The sequence below is a fragment of the Amycolatopsis endophytica genome, assembly GCF_013410405.1.
In the GTDB taxonomy this organism is placed as follows: Bacteria; Actinomycetota; Actinomycetes; order Mycobacteriales; family Pseudonocardiaceae; genus Amycolatopsis_E; species Amycolatopsis_E endophytica.
This window is the reverse complement of sequence record NZ_JACCFK010000001.1, coordinates 2141562-2167047: the sequence shown is the minus strand read 5'-3', so window position 1 is coordinate 2167047 and position 25486 is coordinate 2141562. Positions and strand designations below refer to the sequence as shown.

Genomic DNA, 25486 nt, shown 5'->3' with positions numbered 1-25486 from the left:
TCACACTCCGTTCGAGGTGGTAACGCGAACACGGATGGAAGAGAACGCACGGATCACGTTGTTCAGCACTCGATCCGTGCCCAGCACCTCGAACGCCGACACCCGTTTCGCCAGCGCCTCCAGTACCGCATGTGCCTCGATCCGGGCCAGGCCCTGCCCGGCGCACCCGTGCACGCCGTAGCCGAAACCGACGTGGTCGCCCGCGCGCCGGGTGACGTCGAACTTCTCCGGGTCCTGCCATTTGCGCTCGTCCCGGTTGGCCGACGCGTAGAGCACGAGAACCCGTTCGCCCGCGCCGATCTCGACTCCGCCGACGACGGTGGGCCGGGTGGTCTGCCGGCAGAACCCGCGGATCGGCGTCTCCAGCCGGACAACCTCGTTGAACGCGTTGGGGATCAGCTTCGGATCCTGGCGAACCTTGTCCCACTGCTCGGGATGCCGGGCGAACAGGTAGATCGCGCTGCCGACCGCGCTGATCGTCGTGTCCAGGGCGGGCCCGAGGTAGTCCAGCAACAGTGCGGGGCACTGCGTTGCCGGGATCCGGCCGTCGGCGGCCGCGGCGAGAACACCGGCGCCGAGGCTGCCTTCGGCCAGCGCACCGGAATTCGCGAGCCTGCCCGCGTACTCGCCGAGTTCGGCGAGGGCCGGGAGGCTGCGCTGCGATCGTTCGTTGGGCGGGCCGATCGCGTTGAACACCGCGCTCGCCCAGTCGAGCAGCTGATCGCGGCCTTCCTGCGGGAGGCCGACGAAATCGGGTACCACGCTCAGGGGCAGCACCTGCGCGAGCTCGGTGACCGCGTCGAATTCGCCGCGTTCGACCAGGCCGGCCACCAGTTGCTCGGCCTGCTGGGCGATTCCCGGCTTGCGGGTGGCCAGTGCCCTCGGAGTCAGCGAGCTCGCCACGATGGCGCGCAGCGTGTCGTGCTCCGGCGGATCGCTGGCCAGCGTGGTGCCCTTGGTGATCTCGTTGACCGGCGCGGTCAACGAGACTCCGGCGGCGGAGCTGAACGTGTCCGTGTCCTTCAGTACCTCACGGACGTTCTCGTACCGCGCGATCACCCAGGTGTCGTGCGGGGCCAGGTAGACGGCAGGTCCGGCATCCCGGATCTGCCGGTATGCCTCATAAGGCCGCAGGGTCAGCTCATCGGAGTAGATGTCGATGTCGATCGACGGTGTCCTTGCCGCGGTCACGCGCTCACCCCGTTTCGCTGCGGACGGATCGGTCCGGTCATCTCTCGTCACATCTCAAGCAGTTCGCGGATGGCGGCGGTGACTTCGGCCGGGGCTTCCAGCGGCCAGAAGTGTCCGGTGTGGAGGTAGCGGACCCGCACGTCCTTCGCGTTCGGGATGTACTCACGTGCGCCTTCGTAGTACTCCCGGGGCTGGGTCTTGCTGTCGTACCCCTGCAGAATCAGCACCGCGCACTTCCACGCGGGCAGGAGCTGTTCGCGCCGGTCGATCCACTCCTGCCGGAAAGTCGAGGAGTTGAAGTACCGCGGCACGGCGCGTGCGCAATCCGGATAGCCGATCTCCTGGATGACGCGGCGGAGCTGGTCTTCCGGCACCTCGTGCGTGCTCAACCAGCTGTACGCCCAGACCACCAGGTGGCGCGGATCGTCCATGATCCCGTTGCGCGGGGCCTCGGCGAACAGTTCTCCCTGCGGCGCCAGCGAGGGGTGGAAGTGGTACAGGTGCTGCTCGCCACGACCGTAACGCAGGACGCGATCCGGGTGGTTCGCCGCGATGTAGTCCCCCTGCATGGTGCCGCGGTCGTGAGTCACCATGGTGAACTGTCCGACGCCGATCGCGTCGAGCAGCCGCACGAGTTCTTCGGCGGCCGCCTCGTGCCGGTAGTCCCCCGGTTTCTTCTCCGACTGCCCATATCCTTTGAGATCGATGGAAATACACCGGTAGTCGTCGGACAAGGACGCCATCTGGTGATGCCACTCGTACCAGGAGTCCGGAATTCCGTGCAGAAAGACGATCACTTCGCCGGCCCCGCACTCGACCCAGTGATAGCGCACCAGCTCCTTGTCACCGTCGACGTCGGTGAAATGGTGCGTGAACGAGACACCGTCCAGGACCTCGGTATCGCCTTCCCGGTCCGCCTCCCGCGCGGCTACCTCGCCGAGCTCGGCGATCCGCTTGGCGACCAGCGCCTCGTCAGGCAAAAAGTTTTCCAGGATTTTCGCGGCCCGCTCAGGAAGATCCGAATAGTCGAGTGAGCTTTTTGGCATGGCACTGTCCTTTCACCACAGTGTGAAGGTGCGCACGGAAAGCGTTTCCGGCCCGTTCAGGGCACCCGGCTTGCTTCCGTTTCCCGGATCAAGCCGGTGCGATGAGAGGACGGTACCCACGGCTGTCGCGGACCGTCAGCTCTCTGCGCGTATTGTCCGTCCGGGACTTCGCCATCTGTCCGCGTTCGGGTCAGTCCGCACCGGAGGACCGGCCGCGCAGGGTCTCGGCCGGGCGCCTGCCATACAACGCGAAATACTTGTCGGCGAAGCGTCCGACGTTGCTGAACCCCCAGCGTTTCGCCACCGACGTCACGGTCAGCCCATGCCGCGAGCTACCCGCGACCAGTTCCGCATGCGCGCGCCGCAACCTCGACTCCAGCAGATACGCCTGCGGTGTCGTGTCGAGCTCGGCCCGGAAGCTCAGTTCCAGGCTGCGCAGGCTGACCCCGGCCGCGGCCGCCAGCTCGGACGGGCTGAGCGTCGGCGACATCGCGGTTTCGACGTAGGCCCGCGCGCGGTCACTCACCCGCTCCGGCCCGCGCCGTTCCTGGCCGGCTCCGGCGAACTGCCCGGCCACCAGCAGACTGGTCATGGCCTGCTCGGACAGCTTCCAGAGCAATCCCGCGGGCAGGTTGCGGGTACCGGCGTCCCGTTGGCGGGAGGCGAATTCGACGAGCGAGGCCGAACCCAACAGCCCGGCGAGGCCCGCCCGGCCCACCAGCTGCGGCTCGACCCAGTCGTCCAGCGCGGACTCGGGATCCACGCTCCGCGCGAAGGCACGCAGCGCGGAGAGTTCGATCTTGAAACAAAAGAACCGCAGGTCCGAGCTCCAGTCCAGGCGCATCGGGAAGTCGGGGGCGACAATCACCGCGGACCGGCCCGCCTCGGCCACCGCGGCGAACCGTTCCTGCCGCACACCCATGGTTCCCTGCACCGGGGCGATGACTCCGACGCAGCCCCGGATCGGGGCCCCGAACACGGTCAGCGCCGCCCCGTAATGCATGTAGTACAAGGAGACGCCGCCGAGGCAGACCCCGTTGATCCGGGCCTGAAAACCCGCACCCGCGCCCTTGAGCCGGTGCTTGGCCAGCAGGTGCGCGCCAGCGGCCTCGGCTTCCCGCACCGACTGGGTGCGCATCAGCTGGCTCCTGGCGAAGGGAATCGCGTCCACCGGCATGGCTCACTCCTTCGTCAACGCGAAGCCGGTTCGGTCCTGCCGGTGTGGTCCACCCCGCTGTGCCGCACGCTGTGGGCAGCGATGGCGGCGCGAAGCCGATCCGGGTCCTGGTCCGCGATGGCGCCGACCAGCTCGGCGTGCACCTCGCGGCGCCGCCGCATCAGCTCGACGTCCGGATACCCGTCGACACCGCCGACACCGACGGTGTGCGAGCGGATGATTTCCAGGAGCGCGGTGTAGATGGTGCGCAGCATCGCGCTGGGATTCACCTGGGTGAACAGCTCGTGCAGCCGCCAGTTCGCGGTCATGAACGCGACCGTGTCGGAATTCCGCTCGGCTCGGGCCATCGCCTCGAGCTGGGCTCGGTACCCGTCGAGGTCGGCCGCGGAGGAGTGCCGCGCGGCGTCTTCGATGACCAGAACGTCGAGGTGGTCCCGGATGCGGATCGCGTCCGCGACCGCGTCCTCTCCCCCGTCGAGGGTCAGCACCGAGTTTCCCAGCCGCACCAACGGAGGCTGCTCGACGCTGAAGATCCCGCCGCCCGGCCCTCGCCGCAGGTCGACCACACCGCGAGCCTGCGCCAGCCGCAGCGCTTCGTTGAAGGTGCCGACGGAAACTCCGCAGCGTTGCCGCAGCTGGGGTTTGGTGCCCAGCCTGGTACCCGGCGGCACCACGCCCGCGATGTCGGCGAGCTGCCTCGCCGCCTGCTCCGGCCGCGTCACCGCGTCCCGGTCACCGCTCACCGGACCTCCTCCGCACCGATCGCGCCGGAAGGCTTGACAAGACCGGCACGCTCGGCGACGCTCAATAACGCATATTCATCATGCTAATATTCCCCCCAGTGGAGGTCAAGGCTCGAACCAACGCCGCGGCGCGACCAGCATCCCCGAAGACCTGGCCGAGCTGATGACCGATTCGCACGATGGAGCCTGACCCATGTCGCATACCCCATGCCCGACACGTTTCCGAGCCGGAGAGCCGGCACCCGAGGGAACCGGACTTGCCGACTACGTCGGGTGGCTGGCCGCACGGGGCCGGGCATTCGACTCCTACGACCAGTTGTGGAAGTGGTCGACCACGGCGCCCGCGGACTTCTGGGCCTCGCTCTGGGACTACTTCGAGCTCCCCGGTTCGTACCGGACCGTGCTCTCCTCCGGCGACATGCCCGGCGCCCAATGGTTTCCGGGCACCGAGCTGAACTACGCGGAGCACCTGCTCGGACGACCGGGCGACGCCGACCAGCCGGCATTGCTCGCCTACTCCCAGACCCGCCCCGACGTCACGATGACGTTCGGCGAGCTTGCCGAGCAGGTGGCCCGGGCGAGGACCGGGCTGGCCCGGCTCGGCGTCGGCCGCGGCGACCGCGTGGTGGCCCTCCTGCCGAACGTTCCGGAAACCGTGATCGCCTTCCTGGCCTGCGCGTCGCTCGGCGCGATCTGGGCCGCCTGCTCACCGGAATTCGGGCCACGAAGCGTCGTCGACCGGTTCGCCCAGCTCGAACCGACGGTGCTCCTGGCGGTCGGGGGCTACCGCTACGGACGGAAAACGATCGACAAGACCGCCGACCTGAGCACGGTCCGCGCTGGGCTGCCGACCGTGAAACACGTGGTCGCGCTCGACTACGGACCGCACACCGTCACGGACGCACTGCCGTGGAACCAGCTGTTGGCCGAGCCCGGACCGCACGAGTTCGAGCCCGTCCCGTTCAGCCATCCGCTGTGGGTCCTGTTCTCCTCCGGCACGACCGGATTGCCGAAAGCCATTGTGCACAGCCATGGCGGCATCCTGATCGAGCATCTCAAGACCCACGCGTTCAACCTCGACACCCGCCCCGGGGACAGGGTTCTGTGGTTCACCACCACCTCGTGGATGATGTGGAACCTGCTGGTGTCCACGCTGTCCCGCCGCGCGACCGCGGTGCTGTTCGACGGCGACTTCCAGCACCCCGATCTCGGCGAGCAGTGGCGTACCGCGGCGAAAGCACGCGCGACGTTGCTCGGCACCAGCCCCGGCTACCTCATGGCGTGCCGCGACGCCGGCGTCGTACCGGCTCGGTACGACGCTCTCCGCACCTTGGGAGTCACCGGATCGCCTCTGCCCACCGCCGGGTTCGACTGGGCCGTGTCGCAGCTCGGCGAACACGTGCTGGTGAACTCGATGAGCGGGGGCACGGACGTCTGCACCGGATTCCTGTCCGGCAATCCGTGGCTACCGGCCCGGCCGGGCGAGCTGGCGGGCCCGTGCCTCGGCGTCGACGCCACGGTGCTGGACGCCGACGGCCGCGAACTGGTGGACGGCGTCGGCGAACTCGTCATCCGGCAGCCGATGCCCTCCATGCCACTGCGCTTTTGGAACGACTCCGGCGACGCACGCTACCGGTCTTCCTACTTCGACGTCTATCCCGGACTGTGGCGCCAGGGCGACTGGGCACTGAGGACCGGCCGGGGAAGCTTCGTCCTCTCCGGCCGCTCGGACGCCACCCTCAACCGCGGCGGTGTACGCATGGGCACCGCCGAGTTCTACGCGGTGGTCGAAGACCTCGAAGGTGTCGCCGACGCCCTGGTCGTCCACCTCGACGATCCCGGCACGCTCCTGCTCTTCGTGGTCCCGGCCCCGGGAACCACCCTGGACGACGCACTGCGCGCGCGCATCCGGCGGACCCTGCGCGAGCAGCTGTCGCCTCGCCACGTTCCGGACGCCATCGCCGCGGTTCCCGCCATCCCCCGCACGCTGACCGGGAAGAAGCTCGAAACACCGATCAAGGAGATCCTGGCCGGCCGGCCCATCACGGAAGTGGTCAGCCCTGATGCGGTCACCGGGTACTCCGCTCTGCCCGCCTTCACCGCAGCCGCCCACCCCCGAGAAACGACCTGAGAAGCCGGATCTGCCGCAGATCCCGCAAGAAACGGTCGCGGCGGGTGGATCAGGTGCCCGGTGCGGCCCAGCGCCGGGCACCTGATCTACGTCCGCACCACAGTCACCCGATGTCGTGCTGCAGACGACGGCTGACGCCGGGGAGAAGCCGCAAGGCGGTGGACCGCCCGACTCGGGCGCCGAGTTCGACACCCAGAAGGTTCACCGGATCATGCTCGCCGGGCTCCGGGATGTCGAACACATCGTGCGAGTACGGCCAGTCCGTACCGAACAGCATCCGGTCAGCCCCGACGGCGTCGACCATGGTGTTCACCATGACCGGGGCATCAGCCACCGCGATGTCGTAGTAGACCGAACGCAGGTACTCCGACATCGGGCGCTTCCCGACCGCACGGTACTGCTCGTTGACCCGTGGGGCGGTCGCGAGCCGGCCACTGATGTACGGCACGGTTCCGCCTCCGTGGGACATGATCCAGTTGATCCCCGGGTAACGGTCGAGCACACCGTTGAACACCAGGGTCATGAACACCCGCGTCGTGTCGAAGACGTATTCACCGATCCAGTGCTGCCACGGCAGTTCAGGGGTTTCCCGTGGCTCGACCGGATGCAGGAGCACGGTGGCGTGGCGGCGGTCGAGTTCGGCATACAGCGGTTCCCACGCCGGGTCGCCGACGTAGGTACCGGCCACGTTCGACACGAGATAGATGCCGTCGAGATCGAGATCATCGTAGATGTGGTCGACCTCGGCGAGGGCGGCATCGACACTCGGCAACGGCAGCGCACCGAAGATGCCGAAGCGCGCCGGATGCGCCCGGACGATCTCCGCGCCGTAGTCGTTGACGTTGCGCGCCAATTCGGTCGCTTCCTGCTGATCGCCGAAGTACATCCCCGTTTCGGCCAGGCAGGACAGCACACCGACCTCGATACCCCATTCGTCCATGAACGCCAGATGCTTCTGGGGAGTCCAGGCACTCATGCCGACGCCCCCGGTCCAGTTGATGCCGTGCCGCTTGAGCGTCTCGACATAGGAGTCCGGGAGGAAGTGGGTGTGGACATCGATCTTTGACATGCGGTCTCTCCTTCTGCTCCTTTCTGGAGCACTCTCTCCAAAGTACGCCGGGTAGAATGGAGAAGCAACTCCAAACTTGGCGAGAGGCCGCCGGGCGGCGAGGAAGGAAGCTCCATGGAGACAGAGACGTGGACCTCGAAGGGCGCGGCCACGCGAGCACGGATCATCGACGCCGCGGCAGCACTGCTGTACGAGCGGGGAATCGATCAAGTGGGGATCAACGACATCCGCAAGGCCACCTCCACCAGCCACGGGCAGGTCTTCCACTACTTCCCCGGCGGGCGCGCACAGCTCCTGCAAGCCGTGGTCGAACGGCAGACCCGTCAAGCACTCGCGGACCAGCAACCGCCACTCGAAGAACTGGACACCTGGGAGTCATGGCTCGCCTGGAGGGACCAGCTCCTCACAGTGCACACGAAGCGCGGGGCGACCGGCGGATGCCCGCTCGGATCACTTACCGCCCAGCTCGCCGAGGAGGACCCCGAAGCACGCCGTCTCATCGACGCCGGATTCCGACAGTGGACCGAGTACCTGGCACGCGGTTTGAGCCGCATGCAAGAAAGCCGGCACCTGCTGCCCGACACGGACACCACCGCCCTTGCCGAGAACATCCTCACCATCGTCCAGGGCGGATTCGTCCTCATGCAGGCGTCGCGGTCCATCCGACGACTGGCCGACGCGCTCGATCTGGCACTGCGCGTACTGGCAGCCGCCATGCCACCGGCCTGACCAGTGGTCATCGTCCACGGCGTTCCGTGGACATCGGCGCCGCGGTCATCGTCCAGCCACGACGACGACCGGCGGACCACGCCCTTGTTCTTCCCGGCCAGGGTGGCGTTCTCGGTGTGCCTGCCTGGCTGCCTTCCGTCGAAGGTCAGGTGGCGGGTTCGCCGAACCAACGCCGAGCGGCTCGCCCGAAGTCCCCGGCTCCGCAATCGTGGTCACCGGCCCACGCCACGACGCCGTCGGGACGGACAAGCAGCGCGCCGAATCCGAGGTCGTCGTCCACCGGGCCGGCCGCGTGGCGCAGCCCCTGCCACGCCGTTGCCGCGTCGCGCAGGCGCTGGCCGGCGGTGAAGTCGAGGACGACGCCCTGGCCGTCCCGCAGCAGCTCGCCGAGGCGGGTGCCGTCGCGGAAGCGGAAGTCCGGGGCGGTGGTCCCCACGAGCGGCTGGTCGTCGCCGAGGTCGTAGCGGTGGGACAGGCCGGCGGTGTGGCGGAAGACGTGCGTGGTGCCGTCGCGGGTGGCGAGCAGGTCGTGGACCAGCCGCCGCAGGGCCGGCGCGTGGGGGCCGGGGTGCATCGTGGCCACCTGCGAACGTGACCAGTCCAGGATCGCCGCGCCGACGGGGTGACGTTCGGCGGTGTAGGTGTCGAGCAGGTTTTCGGGCGCGGTCCCGGTGATCGTGGCGGCGAGCTTCCAGCCGAGGTTCACGGCGTCGCCGATGCCGAGGTTGAGGCCCTGGCCGCCGAGCGGGGAGTGGATGTGGGCCGCGTCACCGGCGAGCAGGACGCGGCCGCGGCGGTACGTCGTGGCCTGCATCGCGCGGTCGGTGAAGCTGGTGGCGAGCCGGACCTCGCCGATCGTGGCGTCGGTGCCGGAGACCCGGCGCAGCACCGACTGGAGGTGTTCGCGCGTCAGCGGCTGTGAGCGGTCGAAGGCGCCGCCGTCGAAGTCCATCATGCCCAGGTGGCCCTCGAACGGCGTCCGCAGGTACATGCCGGTGGGCGTCAGGGTGAAGCCCAGGGCGAGCTGGGTCGGGTCGTCGAAGGTGACGTGGGCGGCGTACCCGGTGAGCAGCGGCTCGGTGCCGGCGAAGTCGAAGCCCGCGAGCCGGCGCACCGTGCTGCGGCCGCCGTCGCAACCGACGAGCCAGCGCGCCCGGTGGTCGCGTCCGCCTGCCCGCACGAGAACGGTGTCGCCGTCCTGGGTCACCGCCTCGACGGCCGCCCCGCGCACGATCCGCACGCCGAGGGCGTCCGCCCGTTCCGCCAGCACCGTCCCGACCGCGTCGAGGCTGGTCATGATGCCGTCGGACACCGGGCCGGGCAGCCGGTACGCGAGTGCGGCCGGGTCGATGTCGGCCGCGTCGAGCCGCATTCCGGCGAAGTGGCTCACGTCCCGCGGGCGGGCCTGTTCTTGGGCGCCGGCTCGGGCACCGGACGCCGTCAGCAGCCGGTCCAGCATTCCCCGCCGGTAGAACGCCTCGACCGACCCGGCGTTGAGGCCACGCAGGCCCAGCGGCAACGCCTTCAACGGCGACGCCGGCGCCGGATCCCGTTCCAGGACCAGCACCGAGCATCCGCCCAGTGCCAGCTCGCCGGCGAGGAACAGACCCACTGGACCGGCACCCGCGATGACGACGTCGACCACTGTCGGACCTTCTTTCTGTCCCGCGGTGCGTTCCGGGGCGCTTCTCGGTTGGTGCACCGCTCCAATAATGGAACCATACTCCAAGCTGGAGTGGTGTTCCTCTCTGGCAAGCTGGCACCATGGCTCCACGGACACGTCAATCACAACGGCGCAGGCAGGTGCTCTCCCGCGAGCGCATCGTGGAGGCGGCCATCGAGCTGTTGGACGCCGCGGGCGAGGGCGCACTGACGGTTCGCACGCTCACGGAGCGCCTTTCGACGGGGTCCGGCGCGATCTACCACCATGTCGGCACCCGCCAGGAGCTCCTGGAGTCCGCGATCGACACGGTCGTCTCCGCCGCCCTGGATGCGGTGCCCACGCCGGCACGGGACCGCGAGGGCGCGCCCGAAGACGAAATCCGCGCCGTCGCGCTCGGCCTGTTCGACGCGGCCACCCGGCACCCTTGGCTCGCCGCCCAGCTCGCCGCGCAGATCACCCGCAACCCCTGGGGGCCGGTGACACTGCAGGTCTTCGAGCGCATCGGCCGCCCGATGCGCGCCCTGGGCGTGCCGGAACACGACTGGTTCGCCGCGTCGTCGACCCTCGTCCACTACATCCTCGGCGCCACCACCCAGAACACACAACACGCCGACGCGGCGCCGGTGGGCGATCGCGCCGAATTCCTCGACGCCACGGCCCGCGCGTGGCAGGACCTCGACCCCGGCGACTACCCGTTCGTCCGGGCCGTCGCCGGGCAGATGCGCGAACACGACGACCGCCGGCAGTTTCGCACCGGCATCGACACGGTCCTCAAGGGCATCACCGCCACCCATCGGCCGCGACGTCGCCAGGCGAGGACGTGACCGACCGCCGCCACGGTGGCTCCTCCATGACGTCACCGCCGGTGCGGGCGGCGAACTCGCGATCGGTCCGCTCGCGGTCGCGGGCCATCAACACGCTGTTGGTGTAGGAGAAGGCGCCGAACCCGTCCTCCCGCCTCGGTCACCGGCGGCGCCCCGGCCCGCCGAGCGCCCGCAACGCCCGTTTCTGCAGTGCGATCACGCCGATCGCGACGCCGGTGACAGCCCCGCCCCCCAGCGCGTACGGCCAGCGCTCGCCGAGGTCGCTGATCGCGCGGAGGGTCGCCAGTCCGACCACGAGCCCGAACAGGTACATGATCCGCACGACCGTCGCCGCGCCCTGCCAGGCCAGGCTCAGGACCTGCACGGCCGCCACGATCAGGGCTGCCGACAGCACCCCGCACACGGCCACGAGCAGCACCGACGCCGCCCACGCCGCGGTTCGCGTCTCCGGCGCGTGGAAGACGTGCAGCGCCCACGTCAAGGTCGCGCCCGCGGCGCCCGCGCCGAGCACGACCGCTGCGGCACCCGCCAGCCGCGCGGCACGCCGGGCCTCCGGATCGACGATCCGGCGCGCCGTCCCCCTCGACCGGCGCCGGTTGCGGATCGCGTCCACGACCAGCACCACCACCGGCGCCGCGGCGAGCAGTGCGAACAGGATCGCCAGCGGAAGGTTGCCGCGCTTGAGGAACATGCCGCTCAGCAGGACACCGAAGAACAGCGACAGCCCGGCCAGTCCACCCACGACTCCCCCTTCCCCGGAACGGAAACGGCCCGGTGCACCCCCTCAGCGCACCGGGCCGTCCTCAGTGGATGCTCAGAGCTGCTCGATCCACGGCCACTGCGCGACGAGCTGCTGCCACAGTTGCGGCGGCAGCGCGGTCCGCGCCGCGTCCCGGATGCCACGCACCGCGTCCTGCGACGGCTGGAAGTTGCCGTTGAACATCACCCACGGGTTGGGCACCGGCACCGGCAGCGGCGGGCCGTACTGGATCCGCGGTGCCTGCTGCACGAACTTCGACGGCTGGTCGACGTCGACGAGCGGATTCGGCACGTAGCTGTTGTGGTCGCCGAGGAGGTAGCCGGCGACACCGTTGGCGAAGGCCGCGAGGTTGGTGAACGGGTTCACCGAGTTGCAGATGCCGTCGTTCTGGTTGCAGATCTGCTTCACCACGACGTCGCCGTAGTCAGGGCGCGGGCCCTGGAGCGTGATGCCGCCGACGAACGTGGGCAGGTTCGTCGCGATCCCGCCCGCGCCGCCCGCCGCGCTGCCGTCACCGCCCGCCGCCGGATCGCCGGGCCGACGCGGGTCGCCGTAGAGCACGCCCTTCAACTGGCCGTGCGGGATGTCGCCGGAGTGGGAAAGCGCTTCCAGCTCGTTGCCCGCGACGAGCGCGCCGAGCGAGTAGCCGGTGATGATGATCGTGGAATCCCCGCAGGCGGCGTGGAAATCCCGCACCGCGCGGTCCAGGTTGGCCATCCCCTCGGCGACCGACTGGTCCATCGTCAGGCGGTGGCCGGGCAGCGGCGCGATCTCGGCCGGGTAGACGACCTTCTCGGTGGCGACCCCGGCGGGCACCGTCGCGTTGAAACCGTCGAAGTCGGACCCGTCACCGTGCCCGGTGCCGCCGAGTTCGAAGATCTTCGTGTGCGCGCAGGACGGGTCCGCCGACGCCGTCTGCGCCCCCGTCACGGCGAGCCCTCCGGCCATCGCCAGCGCCGCCAGTCCCGTGACGACTCGTTTCGTCCTGGACAGAACCATGTTCCCCGTTTCCTTTCCCCAGTTCCCATCGAACGGGGGAAACGTAAGCGGGCATCATGAAATCCGGATGAAACGGGACTTCAACGGCCCGCGAAGTCCCGGCTCAGGTGATCGTGCAGCCGCGCGTGCCGGAACTGGTACACCGCACCGGCGCGGCGCAGCACACCGCGGCGGTAGGCGTCGTCGAGGAACTCGGACACCGCCCACGGCAGCCGCCCGGTCAGCGGGAGCCAGATCCGCGCGAACACGACCCAGCGGCCCCACGCGGTCATCGCGAGACCGTAGGCGAGCCCGCCCCCGATGGCGGCGTCGAACCCCCACAGCAGCGCACTGGCGAGCCCGAACTCCAGCGGCCCCATGATCCGGTCGAGCTGCCCGACCACGAACGTGCCGAAGAGGGCGACGACGAGGCCGAGCGTCGGCCCGAACACCAGCAGCTGCCGCATGATCTTCGACCGGTTCGTTTTCAACAGGTCGTCCGGACTGGCGGCCGACCGGATGTCCAGCGGGCTCTCCAGGAGGGAGATCGTGCCGTAGGCGACCCCGAGCGCCGGACCGAACACCAGCCCGAAGCCGACGGTGTTGACGAGTCCGGCGAGAAAGTATCCGGGCAGACCGGAGAGCACCCAGTTCACGATGCCGCGGACCAGCCCGATCCCGAGCCCGAAGGCCAGGCCGCCGAACAGCCCGGCGCGGAACGCGGGGAAGAACTTCGACCACTGCTCGCGCGGCACGCCACGCAACCGGAACCGGGCGTGCGAGGGCTCCAGCGCGGACGGGCGGAACTTCGCCATCAGCCCGTCGGCGAGCGCGAAACCCATCCCGGCGGCGAGGGCCACGTTCAGGCTGTCGGTCACGATGAACCCGGCGTCCCCGACGCGCCCGACCAGCACCAGGTACAGCCCGGCCAGCACCAGTGCGTTCGTCAGGCCGAGCACCAGCCCCGCCACGACCCCGATGACGAGCATCCGCATCGACCCGCCGAGGCTGTCGCCGAACCGCCACCACGCCAGGTCCCGCCCGCCGAGCCGGTCGAGGTGGGTGGCGAGACAACCGAGCCAGTACCGGGATCGAACGGGGTCCCAGCGCCGGGCGTTCTCCGGCGCGCGCCCGTAGACGGCCGGCACGAAGTTGTCGAACAGGTGCGCCTCCACCGACTCCGGGGTGGGGAACCGGGCGCTGTCGAGCAGGGCGGCGGGGTCGCGGCCGGGTACGTCGCTGTACACGGTGCGGGCCAGGCCGACCATCAGCGGCGTCGACAGCACCGTCGCGACGTTGCGGGCCGCGGTCGTTCCCGTGCGCTCGCGCAGCTCCTCCAGCACCTGGTCCCACCCGGCCTTGCGCGTGGTGCGCGGCAGGTAGGCGGCCAGGTCGTCGACGGTGAGGTCGCACAGCTCGACCGCCGCGGCGGCGGTCAGGACGTCGGTCTCGTCGACCGCGGCGGCGTACTCGTCCGGGCGGCTGGTCAGCAGCAGGGGCGAGGTGGTGGCGTTGAGGGCCGTCAGCGCCGCGCGACGCAGGCCGTGGGCCATCTCGTCGAAGCCGTCCAGCACGGGCAGGATCCGCCCGGCACCGACGAGCACCGCCGCGAGCGACTGCCCGCCGGGCCCCGGCACGCCAAGACCGGGGAAGTCGCGGACCAGCTGCCCGGTCAGCCAGTCGCCGAACCCGGTGACGTTCGGATTCCACGACGCCAGCCCGAAGATCACCGGCACCGGATCGTCGCGGCCCCGGTCGGCGAGCAGGTCGAGGACGAACCGCAGGGTCAGGACGGTCTTGCCGGAGCCCGCCCTGCCCAGCACCACCAGCCGCCCGGACGGGACCCGCCGGTGGACCTCCGCGATCCGGTCCAGCGTGCCCGCCAGCGGCAGGGCGCCGGGATCGTGTCCGGCCGGTGCGCGGTGGATGTTGGCCCAGTGGTCCCTGAGCCGCTCCGGCGCGGCGGTCCAGCGGACGGGCAACGGGAACGGGTCCTGGACCTGGCGCTGCTCCTCCTCGCGCCGCCAGCGGGCGCCGACGACCTGGGCGAGCTGGTCGGCGGTGTCGGCGAGGGTGTGCTGGAAGGACGAGACCGGTGGTTCGGGTGCGGCGGGCTCGGCCGGGGGCCCGGTCCGCGTCGTGCGCGGGCCCGCGGCCGCGGTCAGCAGTTCGTCGTGTTCCGGGGGATCGAGGCGGAGGGCCTCGGCGAGGAGGCGGACCGTCGCCAGTCTCGGGTCGCCGCGTTCGCCGGTCTCCAGCCCCCGGATGCTGCGGACCCCGACGCCGGACCGCTCCGCGAGCTGCTCCTGCGTCAAGCCCGCCCGGCGCCGCCATTGCCGCAGCAGCGCGCCGAACTGGCTGGTCAAGTCGGCCTTTCCGTTGAGCCTGCCCTGTCGAAAACGATCTTATCGGGCAACCGGCCACAAGTGGCCGGTTCCTGGCCTGTCGCCCGTTCGGCGCAATCCGCACGCTCGGGGCATGCCGATCACACCCGAAGTCCTGACCCCGGAGGAGCACGCCGTGCTCCGCGCCGTCGGCCGCGGTCTGACCGACGCCGAGATCGCCGACCGCCTGGCCGTCCCGGAGCGGACCGTCGCCGGGCGGCTGACCGGTATCCGGACCGCGCTCGGTCTCCGCGACCGGGCGGCGGTCATCGTCTACGCCTTCGACCACGGCATCGTGACCGCGAACAGGGCGACCGGGCCGCGTCTGGAGATTTCGGTGCTCGGCCCGCCGCGCGCGTGGCGGGACGGCGAGCCACTGGACCTCGGCCCGGTGCGGCAGCAGACGTTGCTGGCCGCGCTGGCGCTGCGCCCGGACCACACGGTCGGCAGGCAGGAGCTGCTGGACGACGTGTGGGGGCCGGACGCACCGTCGGGCAACGTGGTGCAGGTCTACGTCTACCGGCTGCGCAAGTGCCTGGCGGACCCGGTGATCGCCCGCGACCGCTTCGGCTACCGGTTGCTCGGCGGGGCGGTGCGGGTGGACGCGACGCGGGCCGAGGAGCTGGCCTCCGAGGCCGACGCGGCCGAGCGGGCCGCCGATCTGCCGTCGGCGATCGACGCGCTGGGCCGCGCGCTCGGGTTGTTCCGTGGCGAGCCGCTGGCCGGGCTGCCCGGCCCGTTCGCGGACGTGGAACGGTTCCGGCTGACCGGGCTCCGCCTGTCGCTGTCGCACCGCAAGGCGCTCTGGCAGCTCGAACTGGGCAGGTACGACGACGCGATCAGCGAGCTGCGTGCCGCGACCGTCGCGGATCCGCACCACGAGCCGGTCGCCGCGCTGCTGATGCGCGCGCTCCACGAGACCGGACGGCGAGCCGACGCGCTCGCCGTCTTCGCCCGGCTGCGCCGACGCCTGACCGAAGACCTCGGCGTCGCCCCGGGCGAACGCGTCCGCCGGACCCGGGAAGCGATCCTGCGCGACGCACCCACGCGACGGCCCTTGCTCGCCGGTTGACGTCAGCCGTGCAGCGCCGCAGCCGCCGCCGCGAACATCGTCGACTTGATCGCGCCCAGCGTGCCGCGGTCCTTGCCCGCCAGCGCGCGCACCCGCTCCACGGCGCGGTCGCGCAGTTCGGCTTCCGGGGCGACGTCGTCGACCAGTCCGAGGTCGCGGGCGTCCGTGCCGCCGAAGCGCCGCCCGGTGGTCATCGAGGCGATCGCGGCGGACGGGGTGAGCTTGGCCTGGATCAACGCGGCCATTCCCGCCGTGAACGGGATGTCGATGTCCGCCTCGGGGAAGCAGAAGTAGCCGCGATCGGCGCGCATGACGCGGAAGTCGTGTGCCATCGCCAGCATCGCACCCGCCCCGAACGCGTGCCCGTTCACCGCGGCGACCGCCGGGACCGGCAGGGTCAGCACCCGCGCGAGCAGCGCCTGCACGTCCGCGACGTAGGACTGCGCCTGGTCGCCGTGCGCCGAGAGCCAGTCCAGGTCGAGGCCGTTCGAATAGAACCGCGCGGAGCCGGTGGTGACCAGCGCGGCGGGAGCGGAGCCGTCCACGACCGTGTCCAGCGCGGCATGCACGTCGTCGAGCCAGTCCGGGGAGAACCGGTTCTCGTCGGCGCCCAGGTCGAGGACGAACACGGAGTCCTGGTGGTGTAGTGCGGGCACGATCAGTCCTTCGGTCGAGGGGGCACGGCCAGTACCGCTCGCACGGCGGCGGCGAGCCGGTTCCGGGAGTCGGGGCCGGGCGCACCGGTGGTCAGCGCGCGCCGGAACAACGCGGTCGGCAGGTCGACCACGCACGTCGTCATCACCTCGACCGCGACCCCGTCCCGCCTGCCCCACAGCGCCTTCGACAGCCGCACCAGCAGCGCGACCACGCGCTTGTCGAGTGCGAACAGCTCGTCGGCGAGTTCGGTGGGCAGATCGGGCCCGAGCAGGCGGTCCTTCTTGACGGTCAGCAACATCCGCGCCGCGTGCGGGCGCCGCTCGGCGAACACCGCGGGCGCGCCCGCCGCGGCGACGACCGCCTCGACCGGGGTCGCCGCGTCGTCGGCCAGCTCCGCCTGCAGGACGAGGAAATCCGTCGCGGCACGCAGCCACACCCGGCCGAGCAACGCGTTGATCGACCCGAACGCGTGGTAGATGGCGCCGTTCGAAACGCCGGTCGCCGCCGCCAGACCACGCACGGACACCGAGTCATGCTCGGCGACCAGTTGCTCGGCGGCGTCGAGCAGCCGGTCGAGGTCGTGCACGCGGGGGCGGGGCATACCGCCGACAATAACAGAGCGGCTGCTCTGTAACTAGGTCCCGTTTACGGGGGACCGGCGGCAGCGGTCGCAGAGCGGATCGGGCCGCCATCCGCCGGCGAGGTCGGCCAGTTCGGCCCGGATCATCCGGCGCGACTTGGGGGTTCCGGACGCGTCGTGCCGCGGCGTGCCGAACACCCGCATCTCGCGCCGCCGCCTGCCACACACCGGACAGGTGAGCCCGCGGTGCACCCGGCGGCTCACCTGATCCACACCCGGACCGGCCGATGCCGCGGTGCGGTGCGGTTGCCGCCATCTCGACATGTCGTCCCTCCAGCCCGGAAGTCGGATGGGTCGCACGCCTGTTACGTAGACCGGGAAAGCGCTCGCAGAACTCTTCCGAGCGTAAGGGAGCCCGCCCGGACCTGCCCGGGACAAGGGAGTCAGCAGGCGGGCTCCCCGCGAGCCTTGCGCGAACCGGCACCAAGCTCAATAACCCAACCGGGTCAACTGGGCCAACAGGGACATCGGGGCTATGCGGGCCAAGAGGGCCATCGGCCGCGCAGGTCGGGCGGGTCACCCAATACGGTGACGATCATGTCTGCACGCCGACGCACGGTGGGCTCGGGCGAACTCGCGGCCGAGCTCGGCCTGTCACGGCGTTCGATCAGCCGTTACGCCGAACGCGGGTGGATCCGCCCCGCGCTCGTCACCCCCGGCGGCCAGTACCGGTGGGACATCGAAGACGTGCGCCGTCAGCTCGACGCGCTGCGCGAGCGGCGCCCCGAGGAGACCGGCGAGCGACGGTCCTTTTAGGACAGACTGCGCTCCCGTCGGCGACGGAGGATGATCGCTTCCGGGCTCGTCGCGGGAGGAGGCACGCATGCCGGAATGGATCGAGGCCGCGCTCTGGGGTCTGGTCGGCGGCGGCGCGCTGGTCCTCGGCGCGCTGGTGGCGTGGTTCGTGCGGGTACCGGCCCGGCTCGTCTCCCACATCATGGCGTTCGGGGCAGGCGTGCTCATTTCCGCGCTCGCGTTCGACCTCATGGACGAGGCGGAACGCACCGGCGGACTGGCCGCCACCGCGGCGGGTTTCGTCGGCGGCGCGGTGGTGTACGTCCTGGCGAACGTCGCACTGGCGCGGCGGGGCGCGCGGCACCGCAAGCGGTCGGGGGACCACCAGCCGTCGGAAAGCGACGTGAGCGGCAGCGGCAGCGCGATCGCCATCGGTGCGTTGCTGGACGGCGTGCCGGAGTCCGTGGTCCTCGGCCTGTCGCTGCTCGGCGGCGGTGGCGTCGGCGTGCCCGTGCTCGCGGCCGTCTTCATCTCGAACGTGCCGGAGGGCCTGTCGAGCGCGGCGGGCATGAAGCAGGCCGGGCGCGGCGCGCGCTACGTCTTCGGCGTGTGGGGCGGGATCGCGGTCGCCAGCGGGCTGTCCGCCCTGCTCGGCAACCTGCTCCTCGACCAGGCATCGCCGGCGACGGTCGCGCTCATCACCGCGGTGGCGGCGGGCGCGATCCTCGCCATGATCGCCGACACGATGGTCCCGGAGGCGTTCGAACGCGCCGGGATGGCGACCGGTCTCGTCACGGTCCTCGGCTTCCTCACCGCGTTCGCGATCGAGCGCGCGGGCTGACTGCGGCCTCCGCCACACCGCAGAAGCGTTAACAGCGCATCCTGTCGGCATCGCCACAGGAAGCAGGGGCCGACAGACCCTTGCGCCGCAGGTAGCGTGGGTCGCGGCCTGGACTGAGCCCAGGCTCCAGTACGTCCCATTGCCGGGACCCGTTCGGGAATACCCCCGGTTTTTCGGAAGGAAACACCCTTGCGGCGAGAAATGCCGCCGATGATTCGCGCGCTCGGAAACCACAACTACCGGCTGTGGGCCACCGCCGACCTCGTCTCGGTGACCGGCACCTGGATGCAGGTACTCGGCCTCAACTGGGTCGTCATGTCCCGCACCGGCTCGGCCACCTCGGTCGGGCTGTCGGTTCTGCTGTCCACCCTTCCGGCGCTGCTCATCGGCCCCTGGGCGGGCGCGGTCGCGGACCGGTTCCCGCCGCGGCGCATCATCCTGGCCGGTCAGTCGGCACACCTGGTCATCGCGCTGCTGCTGGCGTTCATGGTGTGGCGGGACATGCCGCTGGCCACCATCTACGGTCTCACCGCGCTGGCCGGCGTGGTGGGGGCGTTCGAATCACCGGCGCTCGGCCGGTTCGCCGGGCAGGTGGTGCCCCGTCACGACCTGGGCAACGCCCTCGCGCTGGGATCGCTGGTCAACTCCGCGGGCCGCGTGCTCGGGATGAGCCTCGCCGGGGTACTGGCCGCCGCGGTCGGCGACGCGTTGTTGTTCCTCCTCAACGCCGCCAGCTTCGTCGCCGTCCTCGTCACCGTCCTGGTGATCCGCACCGGCGAACTGCTCCCGCTCGCGGTCGCCAAGGCGGAGCGCGCCGGGGTGCGCGCCGGCCTGGCCTACGTGCGCCGCAGCCACCTGCTGGTCGTGCTGTTCCTGCTCGGGTTCGTGCTGTCCGGGCTGGGCCGCAACTACCAGGTCACCATGGCTGCCATGGCCGAGGGACCGCTCGGTTCCGGCGCCGCCGGTTACGGCCTGCTGTCGTCCGTGTTCGCCGTCGGCACCGTGATCGGTGGCTTCGTCGCGGCCCGGTTCCGCGAGCTGACCATCCCACTGCTGCTCGGCGCCGCCGCGGTGACCAGCCTCCTGCAGACGGTCAGCGGGTTCCTGCCCGGCATGCTCGGCTTCGGCGCGGTCATCCTGCCGATCGCCGCGGGCGCCGTGCTGATCGACACCGCCAAGAGCACGCGCCTGCAGCTCGACTCCGCCGAGGACATGCGCGGCCGGGTGCTGTCGATCGACGGCGCGGTCGCCGCCGCCGCGGGCGCCACCGGTGCGCCGCTGCTCGGCTGGATGTGCGAACGGCTCGGCGCGAGCCAGGCCCTGCTGATCGCGGGCGTGGTCACGCTCACCGCGACCGGGGTGGCGACGTTCGTGCTGCAGCGGGCGCGCCGCCGCGTCGTCGAACCGGAGCTCGCCACCTCACCGGCGTGACGCGGCGGGCTCGTCCGGGCTGACGATCGCGGGCGAGCCCTGCAGCGGGCGTCCCGCCGACTCGCGGGTGAAATGGATGCACACCGCGCCCACGATCCCGGCCGCGATCAGGTAGTACGCGGGCCAGTTCAGATCACCGGTGGCCGCGACCAGCGCCCCCATCACGGTCGAGGTGGTGCCGCCGAACAGCGACACGGAGACGTTGAACGCGATGGACAGCGCCCCGGCGCGGATGTGGGTCGGGAACATCGCGGGCAGCGTCGACGGCAGGGTGCTGGAGAAGCAGACCAGCGTCAGGCCCATCAGGGCCAGCCCGGCGAACGTGGCGACGTCCCCGCCCGCGCGCAGGAGCAGCACCGCGGGCAGCGACAGCACGATGAGCCCGACGCAACCGACCAGGACGATCCGCCGCCGCCCGAACCGGTCGGACAGGCGTCCCAGGAACGTCACCACGAACATCAGCAGCACCAGCACCACGATCTGCAGCACCTGCGCGGCCGTCTCCCCGACACCGTCGTCACCATGGCCGGGCAGGGTGTCGGTCAGGTAGGTCGGCATGTAGCTGGTCAGCATGTAGTTCGTCACGTTCCACGCCAGCACCAGCCCGGCGCACAGCAGCATCGCGGGCCAGTACCGCACGAAGATGGTCCGGAACTCCTGTCCGGCGGACTTGCGCTGCTTGCCCTCGGCGGTCACGAAGTTCGAGAAGGCGGGCGTCTCCTCCAGCCGCAGCCGCAGGTAGAGCCCGACCAGGCCGATCGGCAGCGCGATCAGGAACGGGATGCGCCAGCCCCAGCTCAGCAGCTGGTCTTCGGACAGCACCGCGGTCAGCACGGTCGCGATCGTCGCGCCGAACGCGTACCCGGTCAGCGTGCCGAACTCCAGCCAGCTGCCCAGGAACCCGCGCCGCCGGTCCGGCGCGTACTCGGCGATGAACGTCATCGCGCTGCCGTACTCGCCGCCGGTCGACACGCCCTGCACCAGGCGGGCGAGCAGGACCAGCAGCGGCGCGGCGATGCCGATCGCCGAATAGCTGGGGATCACGCCGATCGCGAAGGTGCCCAGTGCCATCAGGATGACGGTGAGCGACAGCACGCGCTTGCGGCCGATGCGGTCGGACAGCGGCCCGAACAGCAGCCCGCCGAACGGCCGGATCAGGAAGGACACCGCGAACAGGCCGAACGTGGCGATCGTGGCCACCGGACCGGACAGCTCGGTGAAGAAGACCTGGCTGATCGTGGTGGTGAGGTAGCCATAGACGCCGAAGTCGTACCACTCGGTGATGTTGCCGATGGCCGCCGCGCCGACGGCTCGTTTGACCACCTTCGGATCCGCGACACTGACGTTCTCCCGCTGCGGTTCCGTTGGTCCTGGCACCGTCGGCGCGTACCCCTGGTCGGAGTAGGGGAAACCACCCGGCGGGTGAGCCTTCCTTGACAACTTTATTTGTCGGTAGCAGGGTGGGGCGCATGCCACGAGAATTCGAGCTGCGCAAAGAGGTGGTCCTCGCGGCCACGCCGGAGCAGGTGTGGGAGGCGATCAGCACCGAGGCGGGCAACACCGCGTGGTTCCAGCCGATCGAGAACCTCGATCCGGGCGCCGCGAACGTCCTCGCCTGGGACCCGCCCAAGCACCTCCGGGTCGACGCGGACACCCACGCCTTCGACTACCTGATCGAGGCACGCGACGGCGGCACGACCGTGCTGCGGTTCGTGCACAGCGGCGTCCTCGACGAGGACTGGTCCGGCGAGTACGAGGACCAGACCGGCAAGGGCTGGGACCTGTACTTCCACACGCTGGCGGCGTACTTCCGCCACTTCGCCGGCGCACGGGCCACATACGTCGAAGCCGAGGGCCCCAAGGTTGCCGACGAGAGGGCGCGAGCGCTGCTGCGCAAGGAGCTGGAGCTGGGCGAGAACCCGGCCGTGGGCGACCGCGCGCGCCTCTCGCTCGACGGCGACGTGGTCGACGCCGAGGTCGACTACACCCGGCACGGCACGCTCGGCCTGCGCACCGCCGACGGGCTGGTCCGGTTCCACCTGCGGGACCGGATCGACCTGTCGATCGCGGTGGCCCACTACGTCTACGACACCGAGGTCGACGCCGCCCGCCTCACGCGTGCGTGGGAAGACTGGCTGAACCGCGTTCTGGGCTGATTGACCTGCGCTGATCCGGGTATCCGCCGAAGCACACAGAGTCGACGGCGACCCAGGGGCGGCCATGTTGAGCCGGAACGAACAGCAGCAGCTCAGGGCGATCGAGCAGTGGTTCGAGATTTCGGACCCCGAACTGACCAGATCACTGCGCGAGGGCCGGGTGCGGCAGTGGAACCTCGGCAGGCGGCTGTTGTGCCTGGTGCTCATGGTGACGGGCGTGGGGCTGATCGGACTGGGCGCCGTGGCGGGCAACGTGCTGCTGCTGTTCGTCGGCATCCTGAGCCTGACGACCGGCGTCTGCCTCCGCATCGGCGCCCTCCGCCCCTGACCCCCACCCCCGTGTTGGCCGCCCCGGTCACCGTGTTGGCCGCCCCGGTCTCCGTGTTGGCCGCCCCGGTCACCGTGTTGGCCGCTCCGGTCGCGTCCGGCTCTCCAGCGGCGGGTCCGGCGGCGGCATCGGAGGCTCCGGTGGCGTGGGCGGCACCGGGGGCCCGGGCGGAGACGGCGGCACCGGTTCGGGCCCCGGCCCCGGCGGGATCGGCTCGGGCCCGGGAGGCTCGGGATGCACCATGACGTCCTCCTCGGTCGGCATCGACCTCTCCGGTATACCCCGTCCCGCACCTGGGCGAACGTCGTCGATCTGCGCCTAGACTCGATGGCATGCGGCGACACCGGCCGGTAGTCGAGGTGCCCGACGTCGTGGGCCTGGGTGCGGACGACGCGTGTGCGATCGTGCGCCGCGCCGGTCTGGTGCCGGCCGGGCCCGAGGGCATGCCCGCACCGGAGGAGGGCGTGGTCGTCGCGCAGGCGCCGATCGGCGCGGCAGGCGCCGAGGAGGGCGCCACGGTCGTCCTGATCACCCAGCACGGCCGCCGCCCAGCCGACGATCCACTCACGCCGCCGCCGACCGAGGAAGCGGACACCCTCCAGCCTGCCTGAACGGGAAGGCACCTCGTCCCGGAAGTCCCGGCGCCGGACAGTTCCTGTCAGCGCTTCACCTGATGAGCCTATTGTCCGTTGCCGCCCGCGTCACTCACATTGGTTCAGACCATCCACTCGAACGGATGAAAGGTCTGCCGATGTTGAGTCGCCGGAGTTTCCTCGTCGCCACCAGCGCCGGAGCGGTGGCGCTCGCCGTCAGACCGGCCTGGGCGGCGACCACGCTGCCCCTCACGATCGTCAACAACAGCGGCGCCTACGACAACACGTCGATCTGGTGCTACCTCGTCGGCACGGACAGCTCGGGCACCCAGTTCCACGTGACCGCGGACGGCGCGATCGTGCCGGTTTCCCTGTCCGACAACGGATCCGACGGGTTCACCGACTACGGCATCCCGCTGGCCTCCAGCGGCGGCACCACGATCACCGTGCCGAAGATGTCCGGACGGCTGTACTTCGCGCTGGGACAGAAGCTGAAGTTCAAAGCCGTCACCGACGGCGCCGGCCGCCCCGCGCTGCAGTACCCCGCGGGCTGGGTGTCGGGCGACCCGAACTACGGGATCCTGCACGATTCCGTCGAGTTCACGCTCGACGACCTCGGCATGCACTGCAACACGACCATGGTCGACCAGTTCAGCGTGCCGCTGTCCATCCAGCTGACCGGCGCCGCCTCGCAGAGCACCGGCACCCTCAAGGCGGGCGGACGGGCGCAGATCTTCGACCAGGTGCGCGCGCAGGCGGACTTCGCGAACCTCGTCGTGGACGACCTGCGTGTCATCGCCCCTGGTCATGGTCTCGACGCCGGCAAGTTCTCCACCACGTACTTCGACGGATACACCGACCAGGTGTGGTCGAAGTACGCGGGCACCGACCTGCGTCTGAACACCGGGTCGGCGACGTTCAGCGGTCGCGTCGGCCCGGACGGGAACCTCGTGGTGAGCGACGGTTCCGGCCGGACGGCGAACCCGATCGCACGTCCGTCCACACGCGACATCCTCTTCTGCGACGGCGCGCTGGCCGCACCCAACGACGGGCTCACCGGGCCCGTCGCCGCACTGCTCGGTGCCGCGCTCAACCGCACCACGCTGCTCGACCACGCCGACCAGCCGGTGTCCGACGCCGGCGCGTTCTACCAGAACCCCGTCACGAACCACTACGCGCGCGTCATGCACGCCGCGACCACCGACGGCCGCGCGTACGGCTTCGCGTTCGACGACGTCGGCGGGTTCGCCTCCTACATCGAGGATCCCGCGCCCACGTCCTGCACCGTCACCCTCACCCCGTTCTAGAGAGGCGTCCGACATGAAGAGACTGATCGTGCTCGCACTGGCCGGGATCCTGGTGGCGCTGGGCTGGACGCCCGCGCAGGCCGCGTTGCCGTCCAAGCAGCTCACCGGGTACTGGCAGAACTTCGTCAACGCGGCGCAGCCGTTGAAGCTGTCGCAGGTGCCGGATTCCTACGACGTGATCGTGCTGGCCTTCGCCAACGCGGACACCGCGACGCCGGGCGCGGTGACCTTCGGCGTCGACCCGGACCTGTCGAACGCGCTCGGCGGTTACACCGACGCCGACCTCAAGGCCGACATCGCGGCGAAACGCGCGGCGGGCAAGTCGGTGGTGCTCTCGATCGGCGGCGAGCGGGGCAACATCGACCTCAGCAGCGCCGACCGGGTAAGCGCTTTCGTGGAGTCGTTCACCCGGATCGCCACCGACTTCGGTATCCAGGGCATCGACATCGACCTGGAGAGCACCTTCGACGCGGCGAACACCGCGAGCGCGATCACCCAGGTGCACGACCGGATGGGCGACGGCTTCCTGGTGACGATGGCGCCGCAGACGCTCGACGTGCAGCCGGGCGGGCGGTACCTGACGCTGATCGAGAGCGTGAAGTCGCTGATCACGGTGGTGCACACGCAGTACTACAACTCCGGCAGCATGCTCGGGTGTGATGGGCAGGTGGTGTCGCAGGGCGGCGTCGACTTCGTCACCGCGCAAGCCTGCAACCTGTTGCAGGTGCTGCGTCCGGACCAGGTCGCGCTCGGCCTGCCCGCCACCGCCCAGGCGGCGGGCAGCGGCTACGTGGACCCATCGGTGGTCAACTCGGCCCTCGACTGCCTGGCGGCGAAGACGAACTGCGGCTCGTACGTGCCGGAGACGGCGTGGCCGGGGATCAGCGGCGTGATGACGTGGTCCGTCAACTGGGACGCCTCGTCGAACTGGTCGTTCTCCGGACCGGTGCGCTCCCACCTGGACGCGCTGGCCTGACCTGCGCTGTCCTGCGGACTGCAGCGGTGTCCGACACCGTTGTAGTCTGCGGGAC

The 25486-nt window shown here is 70.5% G+C and carries 25 protein-coding genes; 12 read left to right on the top strand and 13 right to left on the bottom strand.

Translation table 11 applies throughout. The features are described 5' to 3' along the window. The 4 genes from HNR02_RS36455 to HNR02_RS10760 all read right to left on the bottom strand — a co-directional run bounded on the left by HNR02_RS36455 (position 1) and on the right by HNR02_RS10760 (position 4157). Complete coding sequence (locus HNR02_RS36455; RefSeq protein WP_179773004.1) at positions 1 to 1191, bottom strand: cytochrome P450; 1191 nt, start codon at positions 1189 to 1191, stop codon at positions 1 to 3. Positions 1192 to 1238: 47 nt separating this feature from the next. After that, positions 1239 to 2237 (bottom strand): alpha/beta fold hydrolase, encoded by a 999-nt coding sequence (locus tag HNR02_RS10770; RefSeq protein WP_179773003.1) that lies wholly within the window; start codon positions 2235 to 2237, stop codon positions 1239 to 1241. Positions 2238 to 2427: 190 nt separating this feature from the next. Further along, entirely contained in the window at positions 2428 to 3414 is a 987-nt protein-coding gene (locus HNR02_RS10765) for an AraC family transcriptional regulator (RefSeq protein WP_179773002.1), read from the bottom strand. A gap of 14 nt (positions 3415 to 3428) precedes the next feature. Next, a complete protein-coding gene (locus HNR02_RS10760; RefSeq protein ID WP_179773001.1) occupies positions 3429 to 4157 on the bottom strand; it encodes a FadR/GntR family transcriptional regulator in 729 nt (242 codons plus the stop codon). A gap of 193 nt (positions 4158 to 4350) precedes the next feature. Here HNR02_RS10760 and HNR02_RS10755 point away from each other — a divergent pair, with 193 nt between their 5' ends. Beyond that, on the top strand, positions 4351 to 6288 hold the full coding sequence (locus HNR02_RS10755; protein ID WP_179773000.1) for an acetoacetate--CoA ligase: 1938 nt from the start codon (positions 4351 to 4353) through the stop codon (positions 6286 to 6288). Between the two features lie 103 nt (positions 6289 to 6391). Here the strand turns inward: HNR02_RS10755 and HNR02_RS10750 are convergent, their stop codons facing one another. Next, the gene (locus tag HNR02_RS10750) at positions 6392 to 7357 is read right to left on the bottom strand and encodes an amidohydrolase family protein (protein WP_179772999.1); all 966 of its coding nucleotides are present in this window, start codon (positions 7355 to 7357) and stop codon (positions 6392 to 6394) included. 114 nt (positions 7358 to 7471) lie between these two features. Here HNR02_RS10750 and HNR02_RS10745 point away from each other — a divergent pair, with 114 nt between their 5' ends. After that, on the top strand, positions 7472 to 8086 hold the full coding sequence (locus HNR02_RS10745; protein WP_179772998.1) for a TetR/AcrR family transcriptional regulator: 615 nt from the start codon (positions 7472 to 7474) through the stop codon (positions 8084 to 8086). A gap of 145 nt (positions 8087 to 8231) precedes the next feature. Here the strand turns inward: HNR02_RS10745 and HNR02_RS10740 are convergent, their stop codons facing one another. After that, positions 8232 to 9731, bottom strand: a complete 1500-nt coding sequence (locus tag HNR02_RS10740; protein WP_179772997.1) for an FAD-dependent oxidoreductase — start codon at positions 9729 to 9731, stop codon at positions 8232 to 8234. Between the two features lie 119 nt (positions 9732 to 9850). On the opposite strand from HNR02_RS10740, the gene HNR02_RS10735 reads away from it, so the two are divergent. Beyond that, positions 9851 to 10573 carry a TetR/AcrR family transcriptional regulator gene (locus HNR02_RS10735; protein ID WP_179772996.1) on the top strand — a complete coding sequence of 241 codons (723 nt, stop codon included), beginning with the start codon at positions 9851 to 9853 and terminating at the stop codon, positions 10571 to 10573. A 139-nt stretch (positions 10574 to 10712) separates the two neighbouring features. Here HNR02_RS10735 and HNR02_RS10730 read toward each other — a convergent pair whose 3' ends face one another. The 3 genes from HNR02_RS10730 to HNR02_RS10720 form a co-directional block, all read right to left on the bottom strand. Continuing rightward, on the bottom strand, positions 10713 to 11315 hold the full coding sequence (locus tag HNR02_RS10730; RefSeq protein WP_179772995.1) for a hypothetical protein: 603 nt from the start codon (positions 11313 to 11315) through the stop codon (positions 10713 to 10715). A 72-nt stretch (positions 11316 to 11387) separates the two neighbouring features. Continuing rightward, positions 11388 to 12332, bottom strand: a complete 945-nt coding sequence (locus HNR02_RS10725; protein ID WP_179772994.1) for a PE-PPE domain-containing protein — start codon at positions 12330 to 12332, stop codon at positions 11388 to 11390. A gap of 80 nt (positions 12333 to 12412) precedes the next feature. Further along, positions 12413 to 14677: a helix-turn-helix domain-containing protein gene (locus tag HNR02_RS10720; RefSeq protein WP_179772993.1), complete on the bottom strand. Its 2265-nt coding sequence runs from the start codon at positions 14675 to 14677 to the stop codon at positions 12413 to 12415. 112 nt (positions 14678 to 14789) lie between these two features. On the opposite strand from HNR02_RS10720, the gene HNR02_RS10715 reads away from it, so the two are divergent. Then, entirely contained in the window at positions 14790 to 15767 is a 978-nt protein-coding gene (locus tag HNR02_RS10715; protein ID WP_179772992.1) for an AfsR/SARP family transcriptional regulator, read from the top strand. Positions 15768 to 15769: 2 nt separating this feature from the next. Here HNR02_RS10715 and HNR02_RS10710 read toward each other — a convergent pair whose 3' ends face one another. The 3 genes from HNR02_RS10710 to HNR02_RS10700 are packed head-to-tail and all read right to left on the bottom strand — an operon-like array spanning position 15770 to position 17328. Further along, positions 15770 to 16423 carry an enoyl-CoA hydratase/isomerase family protein gene (locus HNR02_RS10710; protein WP_179772991.1) on the bottom strand — a complete coding sequence of 218 codons (654 nt, stop codon included), beginning with the start codon at positions 16421 to 16423 and terminating at the stop codon, positions 15770 to 15772. A gap of 2 nt (positions 16424 to 16425) precedes the next feature. Next, entirely contained in the window at positions 16426 to 17025 is a 600-nt protein-coding gene (locus HNR02_RS10705) for a TetR/AcrR family transcriptional regulator (protein ID WP_179772990.1), read from the bottom strand. Positions 17026 to 17058: 33 nt separating this feature from the next. Beyond that, a complete protein-coding gene (locus HNR02_RS10700) occupies positions 17059 to 17328 on the bottom strand; it encodes a hypothetical protein (RefSeq protein WP_179772989.1) in 270 nt (89 codons plus the stop codon). A gap of 273 nt (positions 17329 to 17601) precedes the next feature. Here HNR02_RS10700 and HNR02_RS10695 point away from each other — a divergent pair, with 273 nt between their 5' ends. From HNR02_RS10695 to HNR02_RS10685, 3 genes are all read left to right on the top strand, one after another. Beyond that, on the top strand, positions 17602 to 17820 hold the full coding sequence (locus HNR02_RS10695) for a MerR family transcriptional regulator (protein WP_218902771.1): 219 nt from the start codon (positions 17602 to 17604) through the stop codon (positions 17818 to 17820). A 67-nt stretch (positions 17821 to 17887) separates the two neighbouring features. Beyond that, positions 17888 to 18640: a ZIP family metal transporter gene (locus HNR02_RS10690; protein ID WP_179772988.1), complete on the top strand. Its 753-nt coding sequence runs from the start codon at positions 17888 to 17890 to the stop codon at positions 18638 to 18640. Between the two features lie 210 nt (positions 18641 to 18850). After that, the gene (locus HNR02_RS10685) at positions 18851 to 20071 is read left to right on the top strand and encodes an MFS transporter (RefSeq protein WP_246338538.1); all 1221 of its coding nucleotides are present in this window, start codon (positions 18851 to 18853) and stop codon (positions 20069 to 20071) included. Here HNR02_RS10685 and HNR02_RS10680 read toward each other — a convergent pair. After that, positions 20060 to 21448, bottom strand: a complete 1389-nt coding sequence (locus HNR02_RS10680; RefSeq protein ID WP_312860969.1) for an MFS transporter — start codon at positions 21446 to 21448, stop codon at positions 20060 to 20062. The genes HNR02_RS10685 and HNR02_RS10680 overlap by 12 nt on opposite strands. 92 nt (positions 21449 to 21540) lie before the next feature. On the opposite strand from HNR02_RS10680, the gene HNR02_RS10675 reads away from it, so the two are divergent. The 5 genes from HNR02_RS10675 (at position 21541) to HNR02_RS10655 (ending at position 25431) form a co-directional block, all read left to right on the top strand. Next, the gene (locus HNR02_RS10675; protein ID WP_179772987.1) at positions 21541 to 22227 is read left to right on the top strand and encodes an SRPBCC family protein; all 687 of its coding nucleotides are present in this window, start codon (positions 21541 to 21543) and stop codon (positions 22225 to 22227) included. A gap of 64 nt (positions 22228 to 22291) precedes the next feature. After that, positions 22292 to 22555 carry a DUF3040 domain-containing protein gene (locus tag HNR02_RS10670; RefSeq protein WP_179772986.1) on the top strand — a complete coding sequence of 88 codons (264 nt, stop codon included), beginning with the start codon at positions 22292 to 22294 and terminating at the stop codon, positions 22553 to 22555. A gap of 332 nt (positions 22556 to 22887) precedes the next feature. Continuing rightward, positions 22888 to 23166 (top strand): PASTA domain-containing protein, encoded by a 279-nt coding sequence (locus HNR02_RS10665; RefSeq protein ID WP_218902769.1) that lies wholly within the window; start codon positions 22888 to 22890, stop codon positions 23164 to 23166. 140 nt (positions 23167 to 23306) lie between these two features. After that, positions 23307 to 24455 carry a beta-1,3-glucanase family protein gene (locus tag HNR02_RS10660; protein ID WP_179772985.1) on the top strand — a complete coding sequence of 383 codons (1149 nt, stop codon included), beginning with the start codon at positions 23307 to 23309 and terminating at the stop codon, positions 24453 to 24455. 13 nt (positions 24456 to 24468) lie between these two features. Then, positions 24469 to 25431, top strand: a complete 963-nt coding sequence (locus HNR02_RS10655; RefSeq protein ID WP_179772984.1) for a chitinase — start codon at positions 24469 to 24471, stop codon at positions 25429 to 25431. Positions 25432 to 25486 lie beyond the last annotated feature (55 nt).

Excerpts from the sequence above, each read along its gene's own strand:
- HNR02_RS10690 (WP_179772988.1), top strand. The coding sequence starts at position 17,888 with ATGCCGGAATGGATCGAGGCCGCGCTCTGGGGTCTGGTCGGCGGCGGC.
- HNR02_RS10725 (WP_179772994.1), bottom strand. The coding sequence starts at position 12,332 with ATGGTTCTGTCCAGGACGAAACGAGTCGTCACGGGACTGGCGGCGCTG.
- HNR02_RS10675 (WP_179772987.1), top strand. The coding sequence starts at position 21,541 with ATGCCACGAGAATTCGAGCTGCGCAAAGAGGTGGTCCTCGCGGCCACG.
- HNR02_RS10685 (WP_246338538.1), top strand. The coding sequence starts at position 18,851 with ATGATTCGCGCGCTCGGAAACCACAACTACCGGCTGTGGGCCACCGCC.
- HNR02_RS10670 (WP_179772986.1), top strand. The coding sequence starts at position 22,292 with ATGTTGAGCCGGAACGAACAGCAGCAGCTCAGGGCGATCGAGCAGTGG.
- HNR02_RS10735 (WP_179772996.1), top strand. The coding sequence starts at position 9,851 with ATGGCTCCACGGACACGTCAATCACAACGGCGCAGGCAGGTGCTCTCC.
- HNR02_RS10655 (WP_179772984.1), top strand. The coding sequence starts at position 24,469 with ATGAAGAGACTGATCGTGCTCGCACTGGCCGGGATCCTGGTGGCGCTG.
- HNR02_RS10750 (WP_179772999.1), bottom strand. The coding sequence starts at position 7,357 with ATGTCAAAGATCGATGTCCACACCCACTTCCTCCCGGACTCCTATGTC.
- HNR02_RS10755 (WP_179773000.1), top strand. The coding sequence starts at position 4,351 with ATGTCGCATACCCCATGCCCGACACGTTTCCGAGCCGGAGAGCCGGCA.
- HNR02_RS10745 (WP_179772998.1), top strand. The coding sequence starts at position 7,472 with ATGGAGACAGAGACGTGGACCTCGAAGGGCGCGGCCACGCGAGCACGG.
- HNR02_RS10695 (WP_218902771.1), top strand. The coding sequence starts at position 17,602 with ATGTCTGCACGCCGACGCACGGTGGGCTCGGGCGAACTCGCGGCCGAG.
- HNR02_RS10705 (WP_179772990.1), bottom strand. The coding sequence starts at position 17,025 with ATGCCCCGCCCCCGCGTGCACGACCTCGACCGGCTGCTCGACGCCGCC.
- HNR02_RS10770 (WP_179773003.1), bottom strand. The coding sequence starts at position 2,237 with ATGCCAAAAAGCTCACTCGACTATTCGGATCTTCCTGAGCGGGCCGCG.
- HNR02_RS10700 (WP_179772989.1), bottom strand. The coding sequence starts at position 17,328 with ATGTCGAGATGGCGGCAACCGCACCGCACCGCGGCATCGGCCGGTCCG.
- HNR02_RS10765 (WP_179773002.1), bottom strand. The coding sequence starts at position 3,414 with ATGCCGGTGGACGCGATTCCCTTCGCCAGGAGCCAGCTGATGCGCACC.
- HNR02_RS10660 (WP_179772985.1), top strand. The coding sequence starts at position 23,307 with ATGTTGAGTCGCCGGAGTTTCCTCGTCGCCACCAGCGCCGGAGCGGTG.
- HNR02_RS10665 (WP_218902769.1), top strand. The coding sequence starts at position 22,888 with ATGCGGCGACACCGGCCGGTAGTCGAGGTGCCCGACGTCGTGGGCCTG.
- HNR02_RS10715 (WP_179772992.1), top strand. The coding sequence starts at position 14,790 with ATGCCGATCACACCCGAAGTCCTGACCCCGGAGGAGCACGCCGTGCTC.